13 protein-coding genes are annotated in these 12,571 nt (G+C 58.1%); all 13 read right to left on the minus strand.

Translation table 11 applies throughout. The features are described 5' to 3' along the window. Position 1: 1 nt before the first annotated feature. Complete coding sequence (gene fliE, locus JJD74_RS01565) at positions 2 to 331, minus strand: flagellar hook-basal body complex protein FliE (RefSeq protein ID WP_042558218.1); 330 nt, start codon at positions 329 to 331, stop codon at positions 2 to 4. A gap of 127 nt (positions 332 to 458) precedes the next feature. Beyond that, complete coding sequence (locus JJD74_RS01570) at positions 459 to 1,850, minus strand: sigma-54-dependent transcriptional regulator (protein ID WP_042558217.1); 1,392 nt, start codon at positions 1,848 to 1,850, stop codon at positions 459 to 461. Between the two features lie 5 nt (positions 1,851 to 1,855). Then, entirely contained in the window at positions 1,856 to 3,064 is a 1,209-nt protein-coding gene (locus tag JJD74_RS01575; RefSeq protein ID WP_042558216.1) for a sensor histidine kinase, read from the minus strand. A 110-nt stretch (positions 3,065 to 3,174) separates the two neighbouring features. Next, complete coding sequence (locus tag JJD74_RS01580) at positions 3,175 to 4,650, minus strand: sigma-54 dependent transcriptional regulator (RefSeq protein ID WP_042558215.1); 1,476 nt, start codon at positions 4,648 to 4,650, stop codon at positions 3,175 to 3,177. 172 nt (positions 4,651 to 4,822) lie between these two features. Further along, on the minus strand, positions 4,823 to 5,119 hold the full coding sequence (locus JJD74_RS01585; protein WP_042558214.1) for a hypothetical protein: 297 nt from the start codon (positions 5,117 to 5,119) through the stop codon (positions 4,823 to 4,825). A gap of 10 nt (positions 5,120 to 5,129) precedes the next feature. After that, complete coding sequence (fliS, locus tag JJD74_RS01590; protein WP_042558213.1) at positions 5,130 to 5,525, minus strand: flagellar export chaperone FliS; 396 nt, start codon at positions 5,523 to 5,525, stop codon at positions 5,130 to 5,132. A 130-nt stretch (positions 5,526 to 5,655) separates the two neighbouring features. Further along, positions 5,656 to 7,116 (minus strand): flagellar filament capping protein FliD, encoded by a 1,461-nt coding sequence (gene fliD / locus JJD74_RS01595; protein ID WP_042558212.1) that lies wholly within the window; start codon positions 7,114 to 7,116, stop codon positions 5,656 to 5,658. Between the two features lie 82 nt (positions 7,117 to 7,198). Then, complete coding sequence (locus tag JJD74_RS01600; RefSeq protein WP_042558211.1) at positions 7,199 to 7,555, minus strand: flagellar protein FlaG; 357 nt, start codon at positions 7,553 to 7,555, stop codon at positions 7,199 to 7,201. Positions 7,556 to 7,628: 73 nt separating this feature from the next. Continuing rightward, a complete protein-coding gene (locus JJD74_RS01605) occupies positions 7,629 to 8,480 on the minus strand; it encodes a flagellin domain-containing protein (protein WP_200610815.1) in 852 nt (283 codons plus the stop codon). Positions 8,481 to 8,723: 243 nt separating this feature from the next. After that, complete coding sequence (locus JJD74_RS01610; RefSeq protein WP_042558209.1) at positions 8,724 to 8,990, minus strand: hypothetical protein; 267 nt, start codon at positions 8,988 to 8,990, stop codon at positions 8,724 to 8,726. Further along, complete coding sequence (locus tag JJD74_RS01615) at positions 8,987 to 10,276, minus strand: motility associated factor glycosyltransferase family protein (RefSeq protein WP_200610818.1); 1,290 nt, start codon at positions 10,274 to 10,276, stop codon at positions 8,987 to 8,989. Before JJD74_RS01615 ends, JJD74_RS01610 begins: the two co-directional genes overlap by 4 nt. Before the next feature lie 87 nt (positions 10,277 to 10,363). Continuing rightward, the gene (locus JJD74_RS01620; protein ID WP_047300261.1) at positions 10,364 to 11,290 is read right to left on the minus strand and encodes a ketoacyl-ACP synthase III; all 927 of its coding nucleotides are present in this window, start codon (positions 11,288 to 11,290) and stop codon (positions 10,364 to 10,366) included. A 226-nt stretch (positions 11,291 to 11,516) separates the two neighbouring features. Then, on the minus strand, positions 11,517 to 12,569 hold the full coding sequence (pseI, locus tag JJD74_RS01625) for a pseudaminic acid synthase (RefSeq protein WP_200610820.1): 1,053 nt from the start codon (positions 12,567 to 12,569) through the stop codon (positions 11,517 to 11,519). Positions 12,570 to 12,571: the final 2 nt, after the last annotated feature.

The following is a 12,571-nucleotide window of genomic DNA, read 5'->3' on the forward strand; positions in this document are numbered from 1 at the left end:
CTTATACCGGCATCTGCATGATGTCTTGATAAGCCTGAACCAGTTTGTTGCGCACCTGGGTCAGAGCCTGGAACGACACGCTGGCTTTTTGCGAAGCGATCATCACGTCCGTCAGATCGACGCCGCTCTTGCCCACTTCAAAGGCGTTGGCCAACTGAGTCGACGCCTGCTGGGTATTGCTGACTTTGTTGATCGCCTGACCGAGCATGTCGGAAAAGCTGCTGCCCGCCAATTCAGGGACAGCGGCAGTCGATTTCGGCGCTGACATGGCGTCTATTTTCATAGCCTTCATGTCCATCATCAATCGATTGAATTCAATACCTTGGCTCATGGTCTACTCTCTTGGGCGGCCCGCAATTTTTTGACACTCACTCGGCGGGTACACAGGTATTAGCAACAAGGGTGCCAGCTCATGGCCGGCCCTTTCAGAAAAGCGTTTTCAAACATTGCGCCAGCGATCAAGTGGCGAACAGATAACCTTCGACGTCCATCCCGGCATCGCGCATTTGCGCCAGCTTGTAGCGCAAGGTGCGCGGGCTGATGCCGAGTTTTTCCGCGGCTTCCTTGCGTCGGCCGCGCTCGCTGCGCAAGGTGTCGATGATCATCTGAAACTCCCGGCGGCGCAGGTCATCGCCCAAGGCACCGGCCGAATCAGCATCGATTTCGACTTCACGAATGACCGCAGGCGTCGGCACTGACACAGGCAACGCGGCAAACATCACCGGCCCGGCCAGGCAGAAATCCTGCGGCTGAATCACGCCGCCCTGCTGCAAGATCAACGCACGCTGAATCGCGTTATCCAGCTCACGCACGTTGCCCGGCCACGGGTATGCGGTCAGGCACGCTTGCGCCTCAGGCGAAAGTTTGGCCGCTGCATGCTTCATTTTATTGACGTGTTTGGTCAGCAACCGCTCAGCCAGCGGCAAGATATCGGCAGTGCGCTCGCGAAGTGGACGCCACGCCAGGGGGAAAACCGACAAACGGTAGAAAAGATCTTCACGGAAGCGCCCCGCCGCCACTTCTGCGGCCAGATCACGGTTGGTCGTGGCGACCACACGGATATCAAGGGTAATCGGCTTGCGCCCGCCGACCCGTTCGACTTCACGCTCTTGCAGCACTCGCAGCAGCTTGGCTTGCAGGCCGAGAGGCATTTCGGAAATTTCGTCGAGCAGAATGGTGCCACCATCCGCCTGCTCAAACTTGCCCGGCTGCGCAGCAATGGCGCCGGTGAACGAGCCTTTTTCGTGACCGAACAGTGTGGCTTCGAGCATGTTGTCGGGGATCGCGGCGCAATTGATTGCGATGAACGGTTGAGTGGCGCGATGGGATTGCTGGTGAATGTAGCGCGCCAGCACTTCCTTGCCGGTACCGGACTCACCGGAGATCAGCACCGTGGAATCACTGCGGGCCACTCGCGCCGACAGCTCCAGAAGCTGGGCACTGGCCGGCTCGACCGCAATCGGGCCTTCGACGTCAGTTGCACCGACACTGCCTAGCGCATGTCGCGACACCAGATCGAGCAAGGCTTTGGGCTCGAACGGCTTGACCAGATAATCCGCAGCACCCTGGCGCATCGCATCGACGGCACGCTCGACGGCGCCGTGGGCAGTCATCAGCAACACCGGCAATTGCGGCTGACGCACTCGCAGCAGCGAGAGCAATTGATGACCATCCATACCGGGCATGTTCACGTCACTGATCACCAGGCTGAACGCTTCGCGCGCCACCGCCGTCAACGCTTCTTCAGCGCTGCCGACTGCGTGGTAATCATGGCCGGCCAACAGCAACGTATCAGCCAGCGCTTCGCGCAACGAACGGTCATCCTCGACCAGTAACACCTTGATGCCCATGTCTTTTACTCAGCTCCGTGGACAGCGCAAAACAGCGGCAGGATCACCTGCGCGCACGTGCCGCGCCCGACTCGCGAGCGCAGCTGCAATTCTCCCTGATGTGCTCGCGCCACCGCTTTGACCACGGTCAGGCCCAGGCCAGTGCCGGTGACCTTCGTAGTAAAAAATGGCTCGCCGAGTCGCGCCAGCACCGCAGGTTCGATCCCGCTACCGGAATCGCTGATGCACAGACGCAGGGTGTTGTCGCGGGTGTAGCAATGCACTTTCAGGCGCACCTCGCCGGCGCTGGCCTGAATCGCGTTTTCGATCAGATTCAAGAGCGCGCCGACCAATGTGTCACGGTTGCACAGCAGCTCACCGGCATGGCTGTCGCACTGCCAGCGAATCGGCAGATCCTGTACGTGGGTCAGGGCCGCAGCTTGCAGCGCCTGCATCAAGGCATTGGGGGTGAGGCGATCCGTCAGCGGCAATTCGCCGCGAGCGAACACCAGCATGTCGCGCACCTGATGCTCCAGCTCGTGCAGGCGCTCTTTAAGACGCCCGGCAAAACGTTGCTGAGTGGCGACCGGCAACTCCTGCTCAGTCAAATGACTGGCGTAGAGCAAAGCGGCGGACAATGGCGTGCGGATCTGATGAGCCAGCGAGGCCACCATTCGCCCCAGCGAGGAAAGACGTTCGTGGCGCGCCAGCTGATCTTGCAGATGACGGGTTTCTGTCAGGTCGTTGAGCAACACCAATTGCCCAGGCTCGGCATCCAGCGAACGCGTGGCAATCGACAGGCGTCGACCGTTTTTCAAGGAGATTTCGTGACCGTCGTCTTCACGCGGGGCGAAGCAGCGAGCAATGACATGGCGCCACAACTCGCCCTCCAGCGGCAGACCGAGCAAGTCGATGGCGGCAGGATTGGCTTCGCGCACGATGCCGTGACCATCAATTACGATGACGCCACCGGGTAACAGATCAAGGAGGTTTTGCAGACGGTTGGCCAGACGTTCTTTTTCCGCCAGCTCCTGCATGCGCTGGGCACTGACCACGGCCAGTTCACCCTTGAGCTCGGTGACCCGCGCTTCAAGCATGCTGTAGGAGTCGGTCAGTTGGCTCGACATCTGACTGAACAGCTCGAAAGCCTGCTCAAGACCCTGGCGGCTTGCCTGCTCTACGGACGAAGGTTGCCCCTCGGGATTGGAGGCAGAGATCTGGGCGGCTTGGGGCATTGTGCTCTCTCGCTTGGCTGACCGTCAGTTAAACGGAACGTTGCGAGGGATGTAGCAATACCCGTGCCTAAAAAAAACTGCTTATAAATGAAGCAGTTGAAAAACAGGCGTCAATCCTCCGCCTGTTCGTCACCGTCGCGCCGGCTCATGCCGTACTTGCGCATCTTCTCCACGAGCGTGGTACGGCGAATGCGCAAGCGCTCTGCCGCGCGCGCCACAATGCCATTGGCATCGTCCAGCGCCTGCTGAATCAGGCCCTGTTCCAGACCACCGAGGTAGTCCTTCAGGTCCAGGCCTTCCGGCGGCAACATGGCGTTGGCGGTGAAGTCCGGCGTATGACCGTTGATTGCCACGCGCTCTTCGAGATCGCTGCGCAGGCTGTCGACCAATTGCTCGTCTTCGTCGTCGACGTAGCGGAATTTCTTCGGCAACTCGACCACGCCGATCACCCCGTACGGATGCATGATCGCCATGCGCTCCACCAGGTTGGCCAGTTCGCGGACGTTGCCCGGCCAGCCGTGACGGCACAGCGACATGATTGCCGCCGAGTTGAAACGGATCGAACCGCGCTTTTCGTGTTCCATGCGCGAGATCAGTTCGTTCATCAGCAACGGAATGTCTTCGACACGCTCGCGCAACGGTGCCATCTCGATCGGGAACACGTTCAAGCGGTAGTAGAGATCTTCGCGGAATGTGCCGATCTCGATCATGCTTTCGAGATTCTTGTGGGTCGCGGCGATGATGCGCACGTCGACGCTCTGGGTCTTGTTGCTACCCACGCGCTCGAAGGTGCGCTCTTGCAGCACGCGCAGCAGTTTGACCTGCATCGGCAGCGGCATGTCGCCAATTTCATCGAGGAACAGCGTACCGCCGTTAGCCAGCTCAAAACGGCCGGCTCGGCTGGTGATAGCGCCAGTGAAGGCGCCCTTCTCGTGGCCGAACAGTTCGCTTTCCAGCAACTCGGCCGGGATCGCCCCGCAGTTGACAGGTACGAATGGCCCGTCGCGACGCTTGGAGTGGTAATGCAAGTTGCGCGCGACCACTTCCTTGCCGGTGCCCGACTCGCCGAGGATCAGCACGCTGGCGTCGGTGTCGGCCACTTGCTGCATCATCTGGCGCACGTGCTGAATCGCCCGGCTGGTGCCGACGAGGCTGCGGAACAGATTGGGTTCGCGATGACGGCCACGCTCGCGGGCCTGGTCGTACATCTCGCGATAGACCTGGGCACGGTGCAGAGAGTCGAGCAATTTGCTGTAGCTGGGCGGCATTTCGAGGGTCGAAAGCACTCGGCGACGCTGGTCTTCAGGCAAGTCGATGGAAGAATTATCGCCCATTAACAAAACCGGAAGGAACTCATCCCAGGTTGAGAGTGTCTTTAGCAAGCCCAAAAGCGCGCCAGGAGCATTTACAGTCCCGATCAGTACGCAAATGACCTCACGACTAGACGACAAAGAGCCGACTGCCTGCTGCCAGTCATGGCTGCCGCAGGGTAAATTTTCTTCGCCGAGAAAATTTAGAATCACCGCCAGGTCGCGGCGGCGAACGCTATCGTCATCGATCAGCAGAATTTTGGTTTCACGCCACATGCAATAGCAACTTCCCTAGTCAACTCAATGCCCGAAAAATGGGGCAAGCGAGACGCTTGCAGGACACCATGTGCCTGTAGACGCCTGAAATCTGAAAACAGCCACTAGTTAAGTCAAAAAACCGTGCACAGTCAAATTTATGGCGCACATGTTTGGATTAACTGGAGGTTAATTAGCCAAACAGATGGTAAACCTTTGCCGCCTTCTGCGCTTGGGTGATCTGCGACATCTCGTTGGCTATCGCCTGCCGCTCCCCCATGGCCACCTCAAGAAGCTCCTTGTAGACATGGAGCAACTCCTCAAGGTTATCGCGCAACGCGACCTCATCCATCGAAGCCTCACTCAAGACGTCTTCCATGCAGGAACGGCAAGCCAGATCCAACTCGCCAATGGCTTCCCAATTGCGCTCGGCCAAGGCACTGACCAATGCTTCACGGGTATCGGCAATTCGCTGCAATACAAGACTCATGGTGATCTCCTTAAAACTGGGGGCCTGGTGGAGCAATTCCGTCCCAGCCTTCTTTTACGGTGCGCAGCAGGCCGGCGACTTCGTCGAGAATCTGCGGATCACTCTTGACGTTGGCTTCGGCAAGTCGCTTCATCATGTAAATGTAGAGCTGATTGAGGTCACCTACCGAATCTGCGCTATTTTCCAGATCCAGGCCTTCACACAGGCCACCAATGATGCCCAAAGCCTTGCTGATGGCCGTGCATTTGGCAGCAATATCCTTGCGCTCGATGGCGCCCTTTGCCTCGGCAATACGCCCGAGACCACCTTCCATCAACATTTGCACCAAACGGTGCGGGCTCGCTTCGGACGTCTGTGCGTGTGCGCCGACTTTCTGGTATTGCCGAAGGGCTAACATCGGATTCATGTTCTACCTCATTGCCACAATGACTCGTATAACCAGTGTATCGCCAACGAATCACAGAACTTTAGATCAATAGGACAAAAACCCGGCACACGCCGATAAAGCGTAGCCGGGTTTTTGTCGTGCCTGCCTGTTACTTCGCGGACTGCTGGGCGTTCAGCGAGCTGAAGAACGAAGTGATGTTGTTCGCCGTCGCCTTCATCTGCCCTACCAACAAGTCCATGGCGTTGTACTTGGCAGTCAACGTCTTGGTCAGGTTATCGACACGCAAGTCCAGTGCCGCTTGCTGGTCGGTCAGGTTTCTGGTGTTTTTAGTCAGAATGGCCATGCGCTGATCAAGCAGACTGGTGCCGGTGATGCTACCCGCCGGTGGCTTGAGATACGAATCAACAGCCTTGCTCATACGCGCCAGCAGACCATTGGTGTCGTTGGTACCAGTGAACAACTGCTGAACCTGGCCAGTCATGCCTGGCTGCGCCATGGTTTTAGTGAAGGCATTGGTATCGAACGTCAGGTTGCCGGTGTTGCGGTCGGTCATCACGCCCAACTGGGACAGCACCGCCAACGGACCGCCAGCCCCTTCCGCCGTCAACTGACCACGAATATCGGCGATCAGCGAACGCGGCATCGCGTCACCCGTGAACGCTGCTTGCACAGTTAGCTTGCCATCCGCGTCCGGCGTCGCCTTGGACAGCGTGTCGATGGTCGTCTTCAACTTGTTGTAAGCGTCGACAAACGACTGAATCGATGTCTGCAAACCCTTGGTGTTGGCATCCACACTGACAACAGTCGGAGTCGCAACGCCACCCGAGAGAGGACTTACAGTCGTCAGATTCAGGGTCAGACCACTGATTGCACCGGTCACCGTGTTGCTTTTGCTAGTGACTTCAAGGCCGTCGATGGTCAGCTTGGCGTTTTTCGCAATGTCGTTGACGGCCCCTGAGGCGCCTGCAGCCGGGCTAGTGCCCATCGGCTGGGTACCATCGATTTCCAGACCGGCAATACCGCTGACGGAAAGGTCAGAACCTGCGCCGGTCTTGCTCGAGCTGATCACCAGGCGCGAAGAACCGGAGCTGTCGGTCACAATGTTGGCGGAGATACCGTTGGCGCCCTGCGCCTTGTTGATCGCGTCGCGGGTAGTCTGCAACGTGGCATTGGCCGGAATGTCGACATTGTAATCAGTGCCATTCTGACTGATTTTCAGGGTACCACTCGGAATGGCACTGGCGGCACCGCCGGCGAAAGAAGCACTGGCGATTTTCGAGCCAGTGGCCAATTGACTGACGACAACGTTGTAACTGCCCGCCACCGCGGTGCTGTCGGAAGTCGCGCTCAGAGTGGCATTGTTCGAAGTTGCGGTGAAGCCGGAAAATGCAGGATTGGTCTTGCTGCCCAGATCGGTCATCGCCGTCTGGAACGCGGTCAACGCGCTCTTCAACGAACCGACACCGGAAATCTTCAGCGTGTTGACCTTGGTCGCGGTGTCGATCTGCGTCTGCTTCGGCGCCTTGTCGGCGTTGACCAGTGCAGTAACGATAGCACCGATGTCCAGGCCGGAACCCAGTCCGGAACCCGGTAGAATTGGACTTGCCATGTGCATCTCCCTTCAGATTGTTGCCATTCTTTTGACCGTTACACGCATCTTGAGAACGTACAAACATTATTCATGCCAGCTATCAGGCCTTGGCGTCGAACAACACATGACTTGCGTTGGCGAGGCTGTCTGCCAGCTTGAGGGCTTCTGCGGAGGGAATCTGTCGAACGATTTCACCCGTCTCGCTTGCGATCACCTTGACGATGACCTTCCCGGAATGCTCATCGATAGAGAACTCCAGATTGCGCTTGATCGATTGAACAAACTTCTCGATCTCCTGCACTGCCAGTTTCAACTTGGCATCGTCCGTATCCTGACTCTTGGCAGCGACCGGAGCTTCAGCCTTGGTAACTTTAGGCGTCTCTGACGGTTTGTCAGCAACCGGCGTTACTGGCTTGGGAGCCGGATAAGACAGGTTAAGCTTCACGCTCATGTCCATGCTCATCACCTCCTGACGTAAAAAGGCGAGAGAGCACGACTAGCGCACTCCCCCGCCCAAACTTGTTCCGAAATTACTGAAGCAGTTTCAGTACAGCGGAAGGCAGTTGGTTGGCTTGAGCCAGAACGGAGGTCGAAGCCTGCTGCAGAGTTTGCTGCTTGGTCAGGTTAGCAGTTTCTGCGGCGAAGTCGGTGTCTTGTACACGACCCTGTGCAGCAGTGGTGTTTTCTACGATGTTCTGCAGGTTGGCGATGGTGCTGGTCAGACGGTTTTGCGAAGCACCCAGGCTCGAACGAGTGGTGTTGATCGCGGCAATTGCAGCGTCGATCGCGGTGATTGCGTTGTCGATGTTGGTAGCAGCGGCCGCGGTGGTTGCACCGGTCAGAGCTACAGTACCGCTACCTACGCTCAGGCTGACGGCGTCGAACTTGGAGCTCAGTACCAGGTCGATGTGGTTAGCCGAACCGGTGTTTGCGCCCACTTGCAGGGTCACAGTACCAGCCGAACCGTCCAGCAGGTTTTTGCCGTTCAGGTTGGTGGAAGCAGAGATACGGGTCAGTTCGTCCGACATCTGGGCGAATTCATCGTTCGTTGCTTTCTGGTCGATGCTGCCGTTGGTACCGGTACGGGCTTTAACAGCCAGTTCACGCATACGCTGCAGAATGTCGGTCGAAGCTTGCAGAGCGCCTTCAGCGGTCTGGGCAACGGAGATACCGTCGTTGGCGTTCTGGATCGCCTGGTTGCCACCACGGATCTGGGAAGTCATACGAGTAGCGATCTGCAGGCCAGCGGCGTCGTCTTTAGCGCTGTTGATTTTCAGGCCGGAAGACAGGCGCTGCATCGAAGTCGACAGAGCGTCGGAAGCGCGGTTCAGGTTTTTCTGAACGTTCAACGACGTGGTGTTGGTGTTTACTGTTAAAGCCATGACGAATTCCTCGTTGGTTGGGTACTGCGGCTTCCGGCCCTGGCAACCGCCGGGTATGGCCTAGAGAACCTTCGTAATAGTTATCGTCGGGAATGCAGGTTGCTTGAGGGCTTTTTAAAAAATATTTGCCATCACCCTGCCACTCCCAAAAAAACAAGGGCTTAGCGCGCCCCACCCACGAAAAAATGACGCCATAAAACTGCCCACATCACGAACCCCCGTGCCAGAGCCGTCGGTCCCCCCTCAGATCTGCACGCTGTCCAGCAATTCAATCAGTTCATACTCGATGAAATCGGCAAGCCCCAACCAATCCTGGCGTTCCTGACAATCCAGAATGTGCGTCAGTACCTGTGCCCACGACTGCTGGGCTTCCTCATGGGCGAGCGAGAAAAACCGTTGTGCCTCGTCAAATACATCGACCATGGTCAGCGCCGCTTCCACATCACGCCCCAAACGAAATAATCCGGCGCATTGCCGGCATGCGCTGATGCACATCAACTGCGCACTCATTGCACAAACTCCGGATTGAACTGCGTACCCACGATCATCGCCCCTGCCCGACTGCTGTTAAGGAAGCTGACCTCTGGATGCAGAGCGATATAACGCTCCAGCACGCACAGGTAGCCACGAAAATTCAACTGCGTCCTGACCCGTTCGCCATTGCCGTCACGGACCCAGTGCCGAGCCTGCGCCACGGCTGGCCCCAGATCGCCATCGTCCCATCCGGCATGCGTCTTGTTCATCGGGAAGGCAAAGTCGGCGCCGAACAGCGTGATGCGTGTACCACCCATTTTCACGGCCAGGTCCACGGCGGGGTGAATCACGCTGCCGCCGGCATGCAATTCGGCCCGAGGGTGCTGCTGACGCAACGTGGCGTAGATGGGGCTGGCGGTATAAGCGCCATAGCGCTTGCCTTTCCAGGCCTTCAACACCGCAGGAGAGCTCATGGGCAGGTACACCAGCGGGATGCCGTCGGACTCCTCAAAAGGCAGATGCCGACAGCTGATCAACTGATCGATCGTCACCACCAGATCGGGGATAATCCCGTGCTGACGCAAAGGCCGATAAGCCGTGTCGACACAGATGAACAGTGGCCGCCCGGCCTGCCCACGCACCGACGCCAGCCGTTCAAAATGTCCTTCCAGGCTCGGCCCGGTGCCGATCACATAGATTTCGCGGCCGATGCAGGTGCCAAACAGTTGCGCCACATCATCATCCGCAAGCAGCAACTCCAGGCTATCGCGCAAGCGCTGCTGAATCGCCGGCAATTGCGGATCGAACTGCCGATTGTTGAAACTGAGGTGAACTTCATTGACCAGTCGATCACGAATTTTGGCGCTGAAGTCATCGGCCAGGAGCATTTCCGCGGGCAGCGCAAAAAACGGCGTGTAGATATCCGCATGATCGCCGGCGTACATCAGTTCCACTCTGGGGTCTTCAAGCCATTGCCGCTGGTCGAGCAACTGCAGCACCAACGCAAACAAGGCGCCATTGAGAATGTGCACGTACAACCGCTCAAGTACGGCTCGCTCCAGCAACACCGACGGGAGGTCCCCGAGACCGGTGCCGTAGACGTGCAAGCGAGGCCTTTGCGGCAGGCTGGCTGCCTGGACCCGGGCCTCGTGGATCCGGTCGTGGCGACTGGTAAGTTGAATGCCGTCCACACTCAGCGTAGAGCCCAGGCCTTGCACGAGTTCGGCTTGAATCGCCAAACTGTCTTCAGCCACTAATCGTGCAAACAGCGCCGGCCAGCGTTGCTGGATCACTTGGGCGTTGGCCTGGAAAAACTCGCTCATGGCGCCTCGCGCTCCGTTTCAGGCAAAAAAATAGCGTTCAAGGTTAACCTTGAACGCTATTTTTGTATCCGCCGTTTTTAATCAGGCTCAGGGACGGAAGATGATCGCCGAGCCCCACGACAGTCCGACACCAAAACCACTGAGCGCGACGCGCTGCCAGGCGGAATCGAGTACGTGTTTTTCCAGGAGCAGCGGAATACTCGACGACACGGTGTTGCCGGTCTCGACCATGTCCTTGATGAACTTCTCAGGCTCGCCTTCAAAGCGTCGCGCCACGGCATCGACAATCGCCGCACTGCCCTGGTGGATGCAGAAGGCATCGATATCATCAGCCTTGAGACCGGAATCATCGAGCAACTCGTGCAAGTGCGCCGGGACTTTGAGCAGCGCAAAGTTGAACACCTGACGACCGTTCATGAAGAACACGCCGTCGGTGACTTTCAGGTGTGGCGCGCCGGAACCGTCGGTGCCGAACTTGGCCTTGCCCAGCGCCCAGGTCGGATCTTCGCCCATCCAGGTCGCGGTGGCGGCATCACCGAACAGCATGGTGGTGTTGCGATCTTCCGGGTCAACGATTTTCGAATACGGGTCGGCGGTGATCAGCAGGCCGTTCTTCAGGCCTGCGGCTTCCATGAAGCCCTTGATCGCATAGATGCCGTAGACATAACCGGAGCAGCCCAACGATATATCGAACGCGGCGACATTGGTCGGCAGACCGAGTTTGTCCTGCACGATCGCGGCAGTGTGCGGCAAGCCTTCTTCATCACCGTTCTGGGTGACGACGATCAAGGCATCGATCGATTCACGCTTCAGTTCAGGGTTGCTGGCAAACAGCGCGTTGGCTGCTTCCACACACAGATCGGAAGTTTCTTGATCAGCGTCTTTGCGCGGCAGGAATGCCGAGCCAATCTTGCCAAGGATGAACTCTTCATCCTTCTCGAATTTTGCACCTTGTGCGTAATTGTCCACGCCGGCTACAGGAACGTAGCTCGCAATGCTTTTTATGCCAATCATTACGGCTTCCCAATAAAAAACAGCCCAAGACCACCGCTCGCAAGGATTTGAGGGGCGCCGACAAACAGAAAATGGTTGCCACGACGGGCAACCAAGGGGAGCGCAAAGGGCTATCACTGGAACCGAAAACGGGCCAGGCGCCATCTCCCCGATCAATACAATACAGTGAAGATGCGCGTTATGACTCGCAGGTCACGCTATTTTGCCGAATCCATTACAGATTGGGTTATTCGACCAATGACCAATCCAGCGGCGTACCGCGCTTGATCGGCGCGCGAGCGCAGCGCCCGAGGACGGCATCGGTGTGCTTGGGCGGCAGGCCGAGGCCGGGACGAATGGCGCGCAGATTGTCCCGCGTAAAGGGGTCACCGGCGGCCATGTCGGCGGTCACGTAAAGCGAGCGGCGATACACCACCGACTTGAGTTCGGCTTCGGTTGCGCCGTATTGCACCTTGCCGAGCGCTTGCCATGCGCGTTCGGTTTCCACCACCAGGCTGGCCATCTCGGCCGGCTCCAGCGAGAAACTGGCATCCACCCCGCCCGCCGAACGGTCGAGGGTGAAATGTTTTTCCACCACCGTCGCGCCGAGCGCCACGGCCGCCACCGAGACGCCAACGCCCATCGAGTGATCGGACAGCCCCACTTCGCAACCGAACAAATCACGCAGGTGCGGGATCGTCCGCACATTGCTGTTTGCCGGAGTCGCCGGATAAGTGCTGGTGCACTTGAGCAACACCAGATCCTTGCACCCGGCTTCACGGGCGGCGCGCACGGTTTCATCAAGTTCGGCGATGCTGGCCATGCCGGTGGAGATGATCAGCGGCTTGCCGGTGGCGGCGACACGGCGGATCAACGGCAGATCGGTGTTTTCAAAACTGGCGATCTTGTACGCCGGAACGTCGAGGCTTTCGAGAAAATCCACAGCCGTGTCATCGAACGGCGTCGAAAACGCGAGCATCCCCAGTTCCTTGGCGCGAGCGAAGATCGGCGCATGCCATTCCCACGGTGTGTGAGCCTGCTCGTACAAGTCATACAAAGAAGTGCCGGCCCACAGACTGCCCGGGTCTTTGATGAAGAACTCACCCTCGGCCAGATCCAGCGTCATGGTCTGGGCGGTGTAGGTTTGCAGTTTCAGGGCGTGCGCGCCGGCCTTGGCGGCGGCTTCGACAATTTGCAGGGCCACGTCCAGCGACTGGTTATGATTGCCGCTCATCTCGGCAATGATGAACGGCGGCGCGTCGGCACCGATCAGACGGTCGCCAATCTTGAAACTACTCATGA

Origin of the sequence: Pseudomonas sp. MF6776, from assembly GCF_016613125.1 — a bacterium.
GTDB classification, from domain to species: domain Bacteria; phylum Pseudomonadota; class Gammaproteobacteria; order Pseudomonadales; family Pseudomonadaceae; genus Aquipseudomonas; species Aquipseudomonas iridis.